The organism is Aliidiomarina shirensis (assembly GCF_003987345.1).
GTDB lineage: Bacteria > Pseudomonadota > Gammaproteobacteria > Enterobacterales > Alteromonadaceae > Aliidiomarina > Aliidiomarina shirensis.
Genome location: NZ_PIPP01000002.1, coordinates 66,047 through 81,330, shown reverse-complemented (window position 1 = coordinate 81,330; position 15,284 = coordinate 66,047). Strand labels below are relative to the sequence as shown.

Here is a 15,284-nt window from a genome sequence, read left to right as displayed (position 1 = left end):
CTCTATTCATTGTTAGTTTTACCTGTATCACGCTGAAAGCGCGAACTTTCTAAACGCAGTGAAACGGCCCGAAGGTGCGCATCGAGGGCCTCTTCTTCGGCGAGATCGATAATGGTATTCCCCAAATCGGCAAGCCCTTGGGGGCTAACGGTTTGCACCGTATAGCGGCGATAAAAATCGAGTAAGCCTAAACTGCTGTAGTTGCGAGCAAAGCCATAGGTAGGCAACACGTGGTTGGTTCCCGTAGCATAATCACCCCCTGATTCAGGCGTGTAGTGGCCCACAAAAATAGAACCGGCGCGAGTAAGCTTTGCTAACCATGGCGCACAATCATCGAGCTGTAAGCTTAAGTGCTCAGGCGCATAGGTTTCGCTAATGGCTACGGCTTCCGCTAGATCTCGTGTAAGAATTAAGGCGCTCGAGGCAAGCGCTTGATTGGTGATTTCGGCGCGCGGTAGTGTGGCAAGTTGCTCGGCTAAGGCTTCGCGAACTGCAGCAATTAATGCACTCGAAGGGCTGAGTAGCAATACTTGTGAATCGGGGCCGTGCTCAGCTTGTGAGAGTAAATCTGCTGCCACAAATGCCGGTTCCGCACTATCATCAGCGATCACTAATAGCTCTGAAGGGCCGGCCGGTAAATCAATGGCTGGGCCGCCGGCGCGTTGGCTCACTTGTTGCTTAGCTTCGGTTACGTAGCTGTTTCCAGGGCCAAATATTTTATCAACGGAAGGAATGCTCTCGGTTCCGAGGGCCAGCGCTGCAATAGCCTGGGCGCCGCCGCCCAAGTAAACACCGGTAACGCCACATTTCATAGCGGCATAGCAAATGGCAGGTGTTAATTCACCTTGCGCATTGGGTGGGCTAATCAGCACACGCTCACTGCAGTTCGCAATTTGGGCCGGAACGCCGAGCATCAATACGGTGCTCGGCAGGCTGGCGCTACCGCCGGGGATATATAAGCCAACCCGGGCAAGGGCAGCAAACTTTTGTTCGCAGTAAACGCCCGGCATAGTTTCAAGCGCTACATCATTCGGCTTTTGCGCTAAATGAAAGGCGCGAATATTCGTATACGCCTGATCGATAGCCGCTTTTACCTTGGCGGGCGCTTGCTCTGCTATTTTCGCTACCTTATCCATGCTCAGTTCTGGACTTGGCAAGGAAACGCCATCAAAGCGTTCGGTAAGCGCAAGCAAAGCGGCATCACCTTGCTCAGCAACGTTACTGATAATGGTTGCTACTTGCTCGCGTAGCGATGCAGAAACCGCTTGTACCGGCCGGCTGAGTATCTGCTCACGGGCTTCGGCGCTCGTTTCTTGCCAATTAATTGGTGCCGGCAATTGAATATTCGTGCTCATGGTCATTTATCCCATCATTTTTTCAATTGGCATCACTAATATGGAGCTACAACCGAGTGCTTTCAGTTGCTCCATGGTTTCCCAAAATAGGTTTTCAGTGCTGACAACGTGCACGGCAACCTGAGTATCGCTGTGGCTCAACGGAAGGATGGTAGGGCGCTCGGCTCCTGGCAAAATGGCTTCCACTTCTTTTAACTTATCTTTCGGCGCGTGCAGCATGATGTATTTGCTTTCTTTAGCCAGTTGCACACCATCAAGGCGCGCGAGAAGTTTATTCACCAGCTCTTGTTTCTCAGTGCTTAACGCTTCTTCGCGCTGAATCAGTTGTACCTGTGAACGGAAAATAACTTCTTCTTCAACCAAGCCATTCGCTTCAAGTGTGGCACCGGTAGATACTAAATCACAAATCGCATCGGCTAAGCCTGCGCGTGGCGCAACTTCAACCGAGCCGGTGAGCATTACCGTGCGCGCTTTAATGCCTTGTTTCTCAAGGTAGCTTTCTAATAAACGTGGGTATGTAGTGGCAATTTTCTTACCGGCTAAGCTTTGCAAGCCTTCATACTTCTCTTCTTTTGGCACCGCTACGCTCAAGCGGCAGAAACCGAAATCAAGGCGGCGCAAAGAACTAAAACCGCTGGGTTGCTGCTTGATCACACGCTCAAGGCGCTCTTCTTCTAAAACGTTTTCACCAATTAACCCAAGGTCAACTACGCCGTCCATGACTAGGCCTGGGATATCGTCATCGCGAACCCGTAGCAAATCAACCGGGTGGCTGGTGCTGTGGGCCATTAAGCGCGCTTCGTGGATATTGAATTTCACACCGCACGCTTCTAGTAATTTCATTGATTCTTTACTCAAGCGGCCTGATTTCTGTACGGCGATTGTTAGGCGTTCGTTGCTCATTCTATTTATCCTTTCAGTTCTAAATTTAAATTTGGTTGCTCGTGTTATCAGTTTCAAAAAACACAAAGAAAAAGCCCCGGTAAGGTACGCTTCCGGGGCTTGCAGCTTATTTAACTTGGAAGGTACCGTGAAAAAACGGACCTCCCATTACAGCAGAAGGCCGTTACATGGGATGGTGATGATGGTGTTTTGTGGCTACTGCTTCGCACACACTACATGCAGCTAACGCACTGGCGCCGCTCATGAAGTTGCCTGCAAAGTTGTATAATAAAACCATCATTTTGACCTTGTAATTCTGCATTAATTCGTAAAGTTGTATGGATTTTACGTTGCTGAGAGAAAAATGCAAGTGTTCCCTTATATATTCTTCAAACCTCAGCACGTTTACAACGATTTCGGTAACACCAGCATAAAGGTGGTGCCTTTACCTTCCTCACTTTTTACGGTGATATCGCCGCGCAATTTCTGCCGCACCAAGTTATATACGATCGACATCCCCAATCCTGTTCCGCCTTCATTACGCTTGGTAGTGAAGAAAGGATCGAAAACTTGCGTCAACGTTTCGTTATTCATTCCCGCACCATTATCGATAAACTTCAGGCGAATTTGGTTGCCCTCAATCGATTCTGCTTCTAAGCGTAATTCACCGCCCGGTTCTTTAAAGGCATGGCGAATCGAGTTGGTTACGAGGTTGGTAATAATTTGCGCCATGGCACCGGGAATGGTAACCATGCGAATATCTTTCGGGATACTGATCTCATAATTGATACCGGCTCGGCGTAGCTCGATAGAAAGGGTAGACATTACTTCTTCTAAATAGCCCCGCAAATCAATTTCACGTTGTTCGGCCACCATTTGATCCACAGCAATTTGCTTGAAGTTGCTAATCAAAGCACCCACCCGTGATAGATTCTTTTGCGTGAGGCTGAGCGAATCTGCGCTTCGATCTAAGAAATTTGTAAGCTGCTCACGGGTTAAATTGCCTTGGGTCAGGTGCTCTTTTAGCACGGTAATTCTATCGTTCACCATGCTGGTACCGGTAATAGCCACACCCAACGGGGTATTCACTTCATGCGCCACCCCAGCTACTAAATTCCCTAACGCCGCCATTTTTTCTGATTCCACCAGTTTGTCTTGTGCCTCATGTAATTCATCCAAAGCAAACATGAGTTGGCCTGCGGTTTTTTTCTTATTCAAAAACATAACAACGGTGGTGAAGGCCAGAATTAAGGCGATCAAAAACGCGGCGCCAATAGCCCACAAATATAATCGTTGCCGATCAATGGTGCGCTCGCGAGATTCTAATAACGCGAGCTGCTCATCGAGCGCATTCCGCTGATCACGCAGTTGTTGCTGTTGTACCGCAAGTACATTGCGGTTGGCGGTAATCCGTTCGGCGAGGTCGTCACTTTCGAGTTGCTTTTGCCGGAGCTGTTGCTCTTTTTCATTGAGTTCGGTTTGTTGTGCAGCGAGCAAGGATTCACTTTGCCGTAACGTTTGTTGAATTTGCCGCAGCTGCTCTTCACGCAAGAGAATTTGTTGGCGCTGCTGATCTAACTCATTCAGTAAATCCCGCAATGCGGATTGCTGTGATTCCATTACCTGCTCACGATCTTCTAACGTGCCTTGTTGCGCCCGCAATACGTTATCGCGCTCACGAATGGTTTGCTCTAATACCTCAATTCGGCTCAGGAGTTGGCTATTTTGATCTTGCGTGGTGGTTAAGTTTTCTTGCAGCTCTCGGTGTTCGCTTTGCAGTTGCGCGAGCCGTTGATAAGCCCGCCGCGCGTATACTGCAAGCTCAAGCTCATTGCCGCGTAAGGTTAGCAGATCGAGCGTAGAGCGCAGGCCGCTATCTTGAATACGATCGCTATTCACTTGGAATGCTAGGCGATTTTGGCTGCCACTGACCAAGTTAATCATCATTTCTTCACGCACAGGTGAATGTTCGCTAACCACCAGAATAGGCCGTGAACGCGTGGCATTAAACGCACTATTCAGTTGATGCGAGGCACCGGGTGCAATGTAGAGTATATCAACATCACTTGCCATGTTTGGTCGGGTAAGTAGCTCTACATCGATACGCAACCCGCGTACCGGCAAAATGGGTGCAGAAATGAGTTGCTGATATACCGCTTCATTGCCTAGTACACCTATGGTAAGTTGCTGGCGCACGGATTCGTTGGGCCATGTAACGTACTGCACCACATTCGATAAATAGGCGGCGCGCAACTCTTCCGGGGTGATTTCTGCGCTACGATCATTTATTGCGCTACGATTTTGTGCGTTCGCTTGCGCACTCAACTGTGTAGCCGCGCTGCCAACGGGCATTATGGTGAGCGCCAAACTCACTATTATTAAAGGAATCAGCAAAAACCGACGCATCATAACATTCGGCATCCTAAGCAACTTATGAAATAATGCCGTAAGCATAACGTAAAGGAAGAAAGGATGTCAGAGGTAACCGCAGTTTTTACATCTGGTGGCGCGTTAAGTAAATCGCTTCCAGGCTTCCAACCCCGCCCCGCTCAGCAGAAAATGGCCGCTGCGATTGAATCGCTTAGCAAGGCTGGGGATCAACTTGTGGTGGAAGCGGAAACAGGCACGGGTAAAACGTTTGCCTATTTAGCACCTGCGCTTTTACGTGGCGGTAAAGTTATCCTTTCAACCGGAACTCGGAATTTACAAGAACAGTTATTTCATCGGGATTTACCCCAGCTCCGCGATGCGTTGGCACCACAAGCCGTAGCCGCGTTACTGAAGGGCCGCTCCAATTACTTATGTTTAAATCGGCTTGAACAATCGATTAAGCATCCGGAAGATGCGGATAGCACGGTGCTTGCGCAATTGCAGGAAGTGCGTGATTGGGCGAACCGCACGCGAAGCGGTGATTTAGGTGAATTAGCCTCGTTACCGGAAGATGCGCCCGTTATTCCGCGGGTAACCAGCACTATCGACAACTGCCTCGGGCGTGATTGCCCCCAGTACGAAGATTGTTACTTAGTGAAAGCTCGGAAAGAAGCATTAGAGGCCGATATTGTGGTGGTGAATCACCATTTATTTTGTGCTGATTTGGTATTGAAAGATACTGGCTTTGGCGAACTGATTCCCGCGGCCGATATGGTGGTGTTCGATGAAGCGCACCAATTACCCGATATTGCGAGCCAATATTTCAGTGACACCGTTTCCACACGCGGTTTGGTGGATTTGTGTAAAGATCTGCAATTTCTTTATAAAACCGTGGTGCGCGATGCTAAATCACTATCGCAAATAGCAGATCAGCTTGAGCGCGCAGCGCGAGATTTACGTTTGAATTTCCCCATGGATCCAGAGCGTGGGAACTGGCGTGATGCCTTGAATCAAGATGAACGTGCGAAAGCGAGTACCCATTTAGCAGAGCTGATTAGTAGAGCGCAGGCCATTTGCAAAAATTTGGTAGGGCGCGATAAGGATTTGGATCAGTGTTTTGAACGCTTAGATTTAATTCGCAAGCGTTGGGATCTCCTTTTGAATACGCAGGTAACGGGTTATAGCTATTGGTATGAAACCAGCCAACGCCATTTGACCGTGCACCGCACACCGCTCTCGGTAGCTGAGCCTTTTGGCCGCCAACTAGCAGAGCAGGAAGCGCGTTGGGTATTTACCTCAGCAACCCTTACCGTTGATGGTTCGTTCGATTATTTTAGCGAGCGCTTAGGTTTAGGGAATGCGAAAACGTTAATTCTGGATAGCCCATTTGATTTTGCTAAGCAAGCCATGCTTTGTTTGCCGCGTTATTTGCCCGAACCTCATGCGCCGCAAATGGCGGATGCGCTCATTAGCATTGTCCGCGATGTGATTGCGGTAAACCCAGGCGGTACATTTGTGCTGTTTACCAGCCACCGGATGCTGCAAAAAGTGGCCCAGGCGTTAACGGATACCATTGATCGGCCGTTGATGGTGCAAGGACAAAGTAGCAAGCGCGAATTATTAAGCACCTTTGTGGAAGCCGGCAATGGCGTGCTTTTGGGAACCAGCTCGTTTTGGGAGGGAGTTGATGTGCGCGGCGATGCACTAACGTGCGTGATTATTGATAAATTGCCGTTTACCTCGCCCGATGAACCGCTATTGCAGGCACGCGTTGAAGATTGCCGTATGCGCGGTGGTGATCCGTTTGCCAGCATTCAAATACCGCAAGCGGTGATTGCTATGAAGCAAGGCGCAGGGCGTTTGGTTCGCGATGTCACCGATCGGGGTGTTTTGATTGTTTGCGATAACCGTATTGTTACCAAACGCTATGGCGCTACTTTTTTGAGCAGCTTGCCGGCGATGGCCCGAACCCGATCTTTAGCAAAAACCTTACAATTTTTAGCCGCGGCCGATGCATTAAAAGGCACTGATGTGCCGATCATGGAAGCGGTTGCAGGAGACGATGAATGAATAGCTCGCGATTACTCGCCATAGATAGCGCAACCGAATATTGTTCGGTTGCGTATACAGATGGTCAGCAGTTGATTACTCGGGGCCAAGAAGCACCAAGAAAGCATGCGGATTTAATTTTACCGTATGTGCAGGACGTGTTGGCTGAAGCCAAAATCACCTTAGCTGATTTAGATGCTATCGTGGTTGGTCGCGGTCCGGGTAGCTTTACCGGGGTTCGTATTGCGGCAGGCATTGCGCAAGGGCTAGCGTTTAGCCAAGATATTCCATTAATTGGAGTGTCCAGCCTAGAAGCCATGGCACAGCAAGCATTGCGTTTGCATGGTGCGAAAGCGGTGGTAGCAGCGATTGATGCGCGCATGGGTGAGGTGTATTTTGGAACCTGTTTGGCAGAGCATGGTCTGATGGTTATGCAGGGCAAGGAAATTGTATGTGCACCTGATACCGTAAAGGCATTAGCGGCTGAATATGAATGGTTCACGGTAGGTACAGGCTTTGTTACTTATCCGGAAGTTCTCGCCGCGCGCTTTGGCACTGAAGCAAGGGTTACGCCTACTGACATTCGTTTTCCGCATGCAGAAGATATGCTACCCATCGCCACACAACGTTTAATAAATGGAAAGGCAGTTGCAGCGGAAGACTTTGATGTTCATTATGTTCGTAACGAAGTAACGTGGCAAAAGCTACCCGGCCGTTCTTAAAGCTCAGGGGTGGCGATTGAAATCGCTTCATGCGAGGTTGTTTACACGCCCCGTTGTGGCGGAATAACTGAGGAAAGTGAGATGAAAAAGCCTGTATTATTTGGTTTGTCTGTATTCATTTTAGCGCTCACGCTAACGGGGTGCGCTTCGCAAATACCCCAATCGGTGCGTGGCGATGGCAGTGAATTAACAACCTTCGAGCAAGTTCGCGCTGCGCCGGAAGCAACACTTGGCGAGCAAGTGCGCTGGGGCGGCATTATTGCTGAAGTGCGAAATCGTGAAAATAACTCAGAAATTGAGGTGGTTGGCTTCGCACTCCGTAGTTTTGGCCGGCCGCAATCGAATGATGAAACCTATGGTCGTTTCCGCGTTGTGGTTGATGGATTTGCTGATCCTGAAGTCTATGCCAAAGGGCGAATGATCACTGTGCTTGGTGCATACACGGAAACTGAAGCTGGCATGATCGGTGAGTACGTTTATGAGTTCCCAGTGGTGCAAGCGAGTGGTGTTGAGCTATGGCGCGAAGAAGCACCACGTGTTGATGATTGGCGTTACGATATTTATTCTCCACGCTACCGGAATTATCTATACGGTGTTGGCCCTTATCGGGTGCACCCGTATCACTACTACCCGTACCATTATTTTCCGCATGGTGGGGTAAATCAAGATGGTGGCCGGCCTAATCGCGGTGATAATCAGCGCCCACCAAGCCAGCAGCCAAGTGAGCCGCCACGTCAACGTAGTGAACCACGCCAACCGCCAGTTGATCGTGCTGAGCGGCTTATTATTGAATGAAGCCGTTTACTACTAAACTTCCACATATCGAACTTGCGGGCCTTAAATCGGGCCCGCAGTCGTTTCCAAAACTACTTGGTTTACACGGGTGGCTCGATAATGCTCAAAGCTTCGCGCCGCTAGAACCTCATCTCGATAATTTTCATCGCAGTTTTCTCGATTTCCCCGGGCACGGCCATTCAGGCCATAGACCTAACGGGGGTTGGTACTACTTTACCGAGTACGTTGCTGATGTGGTGGCCTTTCTTGAACAAGAAGATGTGCACGATTTGCATCTAGTAGGGCACAGTATGGGAGGCTATGTAGCCCAACTGGTGGCGAGTATTTGCCCTGAGCGTGTGAGCAAGTTAACCTTGATAGAAGCATTCGGGCTCTATATTAGTACGCAAGGGGATGTGGTTGAACATCTCAGTAAAGCTATTTTTGAGCGCAAGCGACTGGCCGATAAAACCGCACCGGTGTACTCTAATAGTGCACGCTTAGTAAAGTTAAGAGCTGAGAAAAGTGAACTAAGCGAAGATTTAGCACGTTTAATTATTGAACGTAATTTAGAAACCGTAGCGTCTGGTGTAACGTGGCGCATCGATCCAAGAGTTCGATTGGCATCACCAATTCGCTTTACAGAAGCCAATGCTACCGATATGTTGAAACATATCGCATGCCCAGTGCAGTTAATTTTAGGTGACACGGGTAGCAAAGATTTATTGAAAGCTGTGGCTGCATGGCGAAAACATGTTCCGCAATTAGAGGTTCATACCTTGTCTGGGGGGCATCATGTGCACATGCAACAGCCAGAGCGGGTAGCGCAATTAATAAACAGACTAGATTGAATTCGCGATGTATTTCGGGGAAATCGTGCTAAAAATGCAGATAAAATCGAGATAAGCGCTAGGAACAACTGGTCTGATATGCGAATATTACGCGTTTTTAATTTTAAGAATAATAGCTAATCAGGAGCATTCACGGTGGAAAAGATTTGGTTAAAACGTTATCCAAACGGGGTTCCGACGGAAATCGATCCGGATCATTACGCATCTTTGGTTGATATTTTTGAAGAGAGCGTAAAGAAATATAAAGATTCTCCGGCGTTCAGCAACATGGACCATGAAATTACCTATGGTGAGTTGGACAAACTAACAGAGCAGTTTGCTGCGTATTTGCAAGGATTAGGCCTTAAGAAAGGCGATCCAGTTGCCGTCATGATGCCTAACCTTCTGCAATATCCTGTTGCTTTGTTTGGTATTTTGCGTGCAGGCATGACAGTGGTAAATGTGAATCCACTGTATACCGCCCGCGAATTAAAGCATCAGTTGAATGATTCGAAAACCAAAGCCATTGTTATTCTCAAGAACTTCGCAGAAACCCTAGCTAAGATTGAGAAAGACGTGAAGCTCGATAAGGTTATTTTGACGGGTATTGGCGATATGTTGCCGGTTCCAAAGCGCTGGATTGTTAACTTCGTAGTGAAGTACGTGAAGAAAATGGTGCCAGCATATAGCCTGAGCAACACCGTTGAATTCAATGAAACCTTGAGTATTGGCAGTAAGAAAACCTATACGCGGCCAGAAATTGCCGGTGATGCATTAGCATTCTTACAGTATACCGGTGGTACCACAGGTGTTTCCAAAGGCGCAATGCTAACGCACCGGAATATGGTGGCTAATTTAGATCAAATCTCAGCCTTCATTTTGCCGCGTTTAACCGATGGCAAAGAAGTAGTGATTACCGCATTACCGCTTTATCATATTTTCGCGTTAACGGCGAACTGCCTAGCTTTCCTGAAGTTTGGTGGCAAAAATATCTTGATTACTAACCCACGTGATATGCCGGCGTTTGTTAAAGAACTGAGTAAGCACAAGTTCACCATGATCTCGGGCGTAAATACGTTGTTCAATGGCTTGTTACATACGCCAGGTTTCAAAGATCTCGATTTTTCACATCTGAAAATTGCGTTAGGCGGCGGTATGGCTGTGCAGCGCGCTGTCGCTGAAAACTGGGAAAAAGTTACGGGTTCGGCATTGTTGGAAGGCTATGGCCTAACGGAATGTTCGCCGGTGGTGACTGCAAACCCATTTGATATCGAGCATTATACTGGCAGCATTGGTATTCCTTTGCCTTCAACCGACGTAATTATTGTGGATGAAGATGGCAAAGAAGTACCGCAAGGCGAAACCGGTGAGATTTGGGCGAAAGGCCCGCAAGTAATGGCGGGTTATTTAGGCCGCCAAGAAGATACGGATAACGCCATAAAAGACGGTTGGTTCGCGACTGGTGATATGGGGACTATGGATGAACATGGTTTCTTCCGTATCGTAGACCGCAAAAAAGATATGATTTTGGTATCGGGCTTTAACGTATACCCAAATGAAATCGAAGATGTGGTGGCGAGCCATCCGAAAGTATTGGAAGTAGCGGCTGTGGGTGTTGAGCACGAAGCCTCGGGCGAAGTTGTTAAAATTGTAGTGGTGAAGAAAGATCAATCGCTTGCAGAAAAAGAGCTAATTGATTATTGCCGCGAAAACCTTACCGCTTACAAAGTACCAAAACTTGTAGAGTTCCGTGATGAATTACCAAAAACTAATGTTGGTAAAATTCTGCGTCGGGAACTACGTGATAATTAATACGAGACAACAGTTCGGAATATTGGATGACTAAGAACTTTCGTATGATAAACGCCACCGAGGAATTGGTGGCGTTTTGCGATCTAGCGCAAGCCAACGGTTGGCTGGCGCTAGATACCGAATTTGTAAGAACGCGCACGCTATATGCTGAACTTGGTTTGGTACAAGCGCGAACAGGTGCCGAAATTGTGCTTATCGATCCGTTGAATGGAGTTGATTTAAGCGCTTTGTGGCAGCTGTTGCGAAGTGATGTGATCACGGTATTGCACGCTGCAGGCGAGGATTTAGAAATATTTCAGCGCAACAACGCGGCGCCGAAATATTTATTCGATACACAAATTGCCAATGCTTTTATCACGGATGGTTCGCAAATTGGTTATGCCGGATTAGTGGAGCAAATGCTCGACGTTAGTTTGGATAAAAGCCAGAGCCGTACTGATTGGTTGCAGCGGCCATTAAGCCCGGCACAACTTGAGTATGCGGCGGCTGATGTTGAATATTTAGCGGAGCTTTATCCAACATTGCGTGCAAAAACGGTTGCTTCCGGCATGGAGCCATTGGTGCTGGCCGAATGCCAAGAGCAAGTGGCGAAACGTGCCCGTGAAACCGTAGCGGAATTGGCTTGGCGAGATATTGGTGGCGTGAATCTACTGGATGGTACTGGCCGAGCAATTCTTCGCGAATTAGCGCAGTGGCGATTAGAGTTAGCGCGGGAAAAGAACATAGCCCTACCTTTTGTGGCGCGTGATCATATTCTCACCGATATAGCGCGGAAGAAGCCAAGCAATCGGCATGAATTGAGCCAAATAGAAGAATTACACCCAAAATCATTACGCCTTTATGGTGAAGCCATTTTGCAGTGTGTTGAACGCGGTGCCGCGGTACCGGAATCTGAACATCCGGAAGAAATTCCGCGCTATGATCAAGATTCACAATATAAGCGCTTTTTCAAAGCAGCGAAGGCGCTGTTAAAAGAAGCTGGGGAAGCGGCAAATATTCCTGTGCCGTTGATGGGGTCGCGCAAACAAATTAACGAAGTATATGTGTGGCAGCACTTCACCCGTGAATCTACCAAAGCAAAACTTTACAGCCCAGATTTGTATAATGGTTGGCGTGGTGAGTTAGTAGCAACATCGATGGCCGAATTAGTGGCAGCAAATCGTTAAGCTCGCCACTGATTGGGCTTATACAGCAGTAAATTGAGGTGAGCATGTTAGTTCGCATATTACGTTCGCCAAAAAAAGCGGATACCTATTTATATCTTCCTCTGAAAGCCGATATAGCTGAATTGCCTGAAGTATTGCAAAAGCTGTTTACGCCTGAACAACTGGTAACGAAACTATCGATAACGCCGGAACGACAGCTGGCGCGTATATCTGGTGTAAAGCTACTGGAACACCTGAATACAGAGGGGTACTATCTACAAGTACCGCCACCGGTAGTAAGTTTGCTAAAAACACCGGAATAGTAACCACGAATTATCTACACGTTCTGGGTAATCGCCGAAGAACCACGTAAAGAGGAAATCCCATGCAAGGTTTCAAGAATAAATTTATACCGTATTTCACGGTGGCAAATGCGCGTATCGCGTTCGTGATCATGACGCTTACGCTATTCTCAGCGGGTAGTGCGCGTGCCAATGATGTTGACGTTGAAGGCTTTCCTGCTTACGTAGAGAAACTGAAAGAAGAAGCATTGGCACATGGTATTTCAGCGGCAACCATAGAGAAAGCATTTGTGGATGTGAGCTTTTACGAGCGTGCCGTTACTGCTGATCGCAATCAACCTGAGTTTACTATTACCCTCGATACTTACTTACCGCGCGCTGTGCCAGATTGGAAAGTGCGCCAAGGGATTGAGAAGTATAACGAGCATAAAGAATTGTTAGAGCGTATCGGCGCTGAGTACGGTGTGCAACCCCGTTTTATCGTGGCGTTATGGGGCATTGAAACCAACTATGGTGGTTACACTGGGAACTTCCGTGTTATCTCTTCGTTATCAACTCTAGCTTACGAAGGCCGCCGGGAAGAATTTTTCAAGCGCCAACTTATGCAGGCGTTGGAAATTATTGATGCTGGGCACATTGAGCCAGAACAAATGCGTGGCTCCTGGGCCGGTGCCATGGGGCAAACACAATTTATGCCAAGCTCATTTTTATCCTACGCTGTAGATGGTGATGGCGATGGCAAAATTGACATCTGGAACAGCTACGCCGATGTGTTTTCTTCCGCTGCAAATTACTTAGCAAACGTGGGTTGGGATGACACTAAAACCTGGGGTCGGCAAGTACAGTTGCCCGAAGGCTTTGATGTTGAGAGCGCTGGTTTAGGTACCAAGAAACTACTCTCAGAGTGGCAAGATTTAGGTATTCGTCGTTATGATGGGAGCGATTTACCAACGCGCGAGATACCGGCTTCAGTGATTATTCCTGATGGCGTAGATGGCCGTGCATTCCTTGCTTACCATAATTGGGATGTACTTATGCGCTGGAACCGCTCTAACTATTTTGTAGTGGTGGTTGGGCATTTATCTGATCGTATTCAGATGGGGCAATAAGTACATGGCGATTAACCAATACACGTTCAAGCGTCATGGCGTTGGTTTACCCGATGTAACCATGCCGATTGATCGGGCTTTGTATTCGGTTAATGGCGGGCCGATGGCATCAACGGCAGGTAAAATTGTGTGTGTTGGGCGAAATTACGCTGACCATGCCAAAGAGCTCGGGAACGAGGTGCCGGAATCACCGCTTTTGTTTATGAAGCCATCCTCAGCAATTCAGCCCCTGCACGGAGAGCGTTTACGCATTCCTACCGGGCAGGGGGCATGCCATCACGAACTTGAATTAGCGGTGTTAATTGGTGGTTTGATGCAGGGTGTAAGTGCAGACAACGCCCTCACTAATGTAGCCGGTTATGCCTTGGGTTTAGATTTAACACTGCGCGATTTGCAAGATGCGTTAAAAGCTAAAGGCCACCCTTGGGAGCGAGCAAAAGCGTTTGATGGCAGTGCAGCATTGGGGCCTTTCGTTTCTGCGAATGTCTTTGGCAATGTGAGTAAAGCTAGTTTTCAGCTTGAGCGCAATGGTGTAGTGCAGCAAGAAGGCAAAGTAACAGAGATGATTTTCTCGGTGGCTGATTTGCTGGCCGAGATATCCTCGGTATTTACTTTGGAAGCTGGCGATATTGTGTTTACGGGAACGCCAGCGGGAGTGGGGCCTTTAGCTGTGGGTGATAATTTAAGTGCGAAATTAATCACCGGTAATGGCCAAGAATATGCTTGGAAAACACGGGTTGTTGGTCGCTAATGGCATTTTGGCAAGAAAAAACATTAACCGAGATGACCGTGGCGGAATGGGAATCGCTTTGTGATGGCTGCGGTAAGTGTTGTTTGCATAAGCTTTTAGACGAAAACGATGCGTTGGATGCCGATGCGCCCATGGCGCTGGGTGAAGATTTACATTACACCAATGTTGCATGTCAGTTGCTCGATACCAAATCCGGTGGGTGCAGTAATTATGTGAATCGTCACGAGTTTGTTCCTGATTGCGTACAACTATCGTTGGCGGCATTACCGAATATTCATTTTATGCCGCCCAGCTGTGCATATCGGCGATTGTATGAAGGGCGCGGGTTACCCAGTTGGCATCCGCTTTTGCACGCAGGTTCGCGGCAGCCTATGGAAGCGGCGGGAATGGCAGTTACCTGCCACCCCACCGTACATGATACAGAGTGTAAAGCTGAAGATGGCTTAATTGTACTTTGGCCACTCGCGGATGAATCGAGTTAGGTTTTATACTTTTCGTAAGTAGAGCAATCGAATTACGAGTATTACTACCGCGATCGCGAGTAATATAAAGAAAATGATTTGCATCCACTCTGGCATATTTAAGCCGAGTAAGCGCCAACCATCATCACCACACATACCTGTTACGGCAAATATACTTGGAAACCACTCGTGTAACGGCGCCCAAGTTGGAAAATCAGGGAATGCGGCGCAACTATTAAAGAGCGGGTTTGCTTCGCGTTGTAACCATAAATGATGGTTCGCTGCCGATAGCCCGGCCCAAGCCGACGTTATCCAACCCGCATAGGCAACAATACGGACAAAGGCTTTTTGTGGTGCTAGGAAACCGAGCCATGCAAAAAGCGCAACACCAATCATGGCAGTGCGCTGGTAAATACATTGCACACACGGATTTAATCCTTGTACGTGCTGCATCACCAGCGCAGTGATTACTAAACCGGTGCTAACGAGAGCTAGCAACAGCCAAGGCCAACGATGCTGTGGCCACTCAGCGATGCGATGCAACGGTGTGATGCCGGATGTAAAGCCCGAGGTGAGTTTATTTTTATTCGTATTCATCGCAATTCCATGGTTAACTTCAAGTAGCGAATTGTTAAATTAAAACAGCATGCTAACCCAAGAACGAAAGAAAAAGAATGCCTGTGCAGCGGATTCTGTTGCTAGATAAGCATCTAAAACTTGTC

At 48.0% G+C, this 15,284-nt stretch carries 14 protein-coding genes; 10 read left to right on the top strand and 4 right to left on the bottom strand.

The genetic code is table 11. The annotated features are described in order from the left end of the window. Positions 1-2 precede the first annotated feature (2 nt). The 3 genes from hisD to CWE13_RS04450 all read right to left on the bottom strand — a co-directional run bounded on the left by hisD (position 3) and on the right by CWE13_RS04450 (position 4,646). Positions 3-1,355 (bottom strand): histidinol dehydrogenase, encoded by a 1,353-nt coding sequence (hisD, locus tag CWE13_RS04460; protein WP_126806299.1) that lies wholly within the window; start codon positions 1,353-1,355, stop codon positions 3-5. Between the two features lie 6 nt (positions 1,356-1,361). Beyond that, positions 1,362-2,258 (bottom strand): ATP phosphoribosyltransferase, encoded by an 897-nt coding sequence (hisG, locus tag CWE13_RS04455; protein WP_126806297.1) that lies wholly within the window; start codon positions 2,256-2,258, stop codon positions 1,362-1,364. Between the two features lie 384 nt (positions 2,259-2,642). Continuing rightward, complete coding sequence (locus CWE13_RS04450) at positions 2,643-4,646, bottom strand: YfiR/HmsC family protein (RefSeq protein ID WP_198677890.1); 2,004 nt, start codon at positions 4,644-4,646, stop codon at positions 2,643-2,645. A gap of 63 nt (positions 4,647-4,709) precedes the next feature. On the opposite strand from CWE13_RS04450, the gene CWE13_RS04445 reads away from it, so the two are divergent. From CWE13_RS04445 to CWE13_RS04400, 10 genes are all read left to right on the top strand, one after another. Next, a complete protein-coding gene (locus CWE13_RS04445; protein WP_126806293.1) occupies positions 4,710-6,677 on the top strand; it encodes a DNA repair helicase YoaA in 1,968 nt (655 codons plus the stop codon). Continuing rightward, on the top strand, positions 6,674-7,378 hold the full coding sequence (gene tsaB, locus CWE13_RS04440; RefSeq protein ID WP_126806291.1) for a tRNA (adenosine(37)-N6)-threonylcarbamoyltransferase complex dimerization subunit type 1 TsaB: 705 nt from the start codon (positions 6,674-6,676) through the stop codon (positions 7,376-7,378). Before CWE13_RS04445 ends, tsaB begins: the two co-directional genes overlap by 4 nt. Before the next feature lie 81 nt (positions 7,379-7,459). Continuing rightward, complete coding sequence (locus CWE13_RS04435) at positions 7,460-8,173, top strand: Slp family lipoprotein (RefSeq protein ID WP_126806290.1); 714 nt, start codon at positions 7,460-7,462, stop codon at positions 8,171-8,173. Next, on the top strand, positions 8,170-9,003 hold the full coding sequence (locus CWE13_RS04430) for an alpha/beta fold hydrolase (protein ID WP_126806288.1): 834 nt from the start codon (positions 8,170-8,172) through the stop codon (positions 9,001-9,003). Before CWE13_RS04435 ends, CWE13_RS04430 begins: the two co-directional genes overlap by 4 nt. A gap of 135 nt (positions 9,004-9,138) precedes the next feature. After that, entirely contained in the window at positions 9,139-10,794 is a 1,656-nt protein-coding gene (gene fadD, locus CWE13_RS04425) for a long-chain-fatty-acid--CoA ligase FadD (protein WP_126806286.1), read from the top strand. Between the two features lie 26 nt (positions 10,795-10,820). After that, the gene (gene rnd, locus CWE13_RS04420; RefSeq protein WP_126806284.1) at positions 10,821-11,960 is read left to right on the top strand and encodes a ribonuclease D; all 1,140 of its coding nucleotides are present in this window, start codon (positions 10,821-10,823) and stop codon (positions 11,958-11,960) included. A 44-nt stretch (positions 11,961-12,004) separates the two neighbouring features. Beyond that, complete coding sequence (locus CWE13_RS04415; protein ID WP_126806282.1) at positions 12,005-12,262, top strand: YcgL domain-containing protein; 258 nt, start codon at positions 12,005-12,007, stop codon at positions 12,260-12,262. Positions 12,263-12,324: 62 nt separating this feature from the next. Then, complete coding sequence (locus CWE13_RS04410; RefSeq protein WP_126806281.1) at positions 12,325-13,350, top strand: lytic murein transglycosylase; 1,026 nt, start codon at positions 12,325-12,327, stop codon at positions 13,348-13,350. A 4-nt stretch (positions 13,351-13,354) separates the two neighbouring features. Continuing rightward, a complete protein-coding gene (locus CWE13_RS04405; RefSeq protein ID WP_126806279.1) occupies positions 13,355-14,101 on the top strand; it encodes a fumarylacetoacetate hydrolase family protein in 747 nt (248 codons plus the stop codon). Beyond that, a complete protein-coding gene (locus CWE13_RS04400) occupies positions 14,101-14,583 on the top strand; it encodes a YcgN family cysteine cluster protein (RefSeq protein ID WP_126806277.1) in 483 nt (160 codons plus the stop codon). The genes CWE13_RS04405 and CWE13_RS04400 overlap by 1 nt, the downstream gene beginning before the upstream one ends. Before the next feature lie 3 nt (positions 14,584-14,586). On the opposite strand, the gene dsbB is transcribed toward CWE13_RS04400, so the two are convergent. Next, the gene (gene dsbB / locus CWE13_RS04395; protein WP_126806275.1) at positions 14,587-15,159 is read right to left on the bottom strand and encodes a disulfide bond formation protein DsbB; all 573 of its coding nucleotides are present in this window, start codon (positions 15,157-15,159) and stop codon (positions 14,587-14,589) included. Positions 15,160-15,284 lie beyond the last annotated feature (125 nt).

Excerpts from the sequence above, each read along its gene's own strand:
- hisD (WP_126806299.1), bottom strand. The coding sequence starts at position 1,355 with ATGAGCACGAATATTCAATTGCCGGCACCAATTAATTGGCAAGAAACG.
- hisG (WP_126806297.1), bottom strand. The coding sequence starts at position 2,258 with ATGAGCAACGAACGCCTAACAATCGCCGTACAGAAATCAGGCCGCTTG.
- CWE13_RS04450 (WP_198677890.1), bottom strand. The coding sequence starts at position 4,646 with ATGATGCGTCGGTTTTTGCTGATTCCTTTAATAATAGTGAGTTTGGCG.
- CWE13_RS04445 (WP_126806293.1), top strand. The coding sequence starts at position 4,710 with ATGTCAGAGGTAACCGCAGTTTTTACATCTGGTGGCGCGTTAAGTAAA.
- tsaB (WP_126806291.1), top strand. The coding sequence starts at position 6,674 with ATGAATAGCTCGCGATTACTCGCCATAGATAGCGCAACCGAATATTGT.
- CWE13_RS04435 (WP_126806290.1), top strand. The coding sequence starts at position 7,460 with ATGAAAAAGCCTGTATTATTTGGTTTGTCTGTATTCATTTTAGCGCTC.
- CWE13_RS04430 (WP_126806288.1), top strand. The coding sequence starts at position 8,170 with ATGAAGCCGTTTACTACTAAACTTCCACATATCGAACTTGCGGGCCTT.
- rnd (WP_126806284.1), top strand. The coding sequence starts at position 10,821 with ATGACTAAGAACTTTCGTATGATAAACGCCACCGAGGAATTGGTGGCG.
- CWE13_RS04415 (WP_126806282.1), top strand. The coding sequence starts at position 12,005 with ATGTTAGTTCGCATATTACGTTCGCCAAAAAAAGCGGATACCTATTTA.
- CWE13_RS04410 (WP_126806281.1), top strand. The coding sequence starts at position 12,325 with ATGCAAGGTTTCAAGAATAAATTTATACCGTATTTCACGGTGGCAAAT.
- CWE13_RS04405 (WP_126806279.1), top strand. The coding sequence starts at position 13,355 with ATGGCGATTAACCAATACACGTTCAAGCGTCATGGCGTTGGTTTACCC.
- CWE13_RS04400 (WP_126806277.1), top strand. The coding sequence starts at position 14,101 with ATGGCATTTTGGCAAGAAAAAACATTAACCGAGATGACCGTGGCGGAA.
- dsbB (WP_126806275.1), bottom strand. The coding sequence starts at position 15,159 with ATGAATACGAATAAAAATAAACTCACCTCGGGCTTTACATCCGGCATC.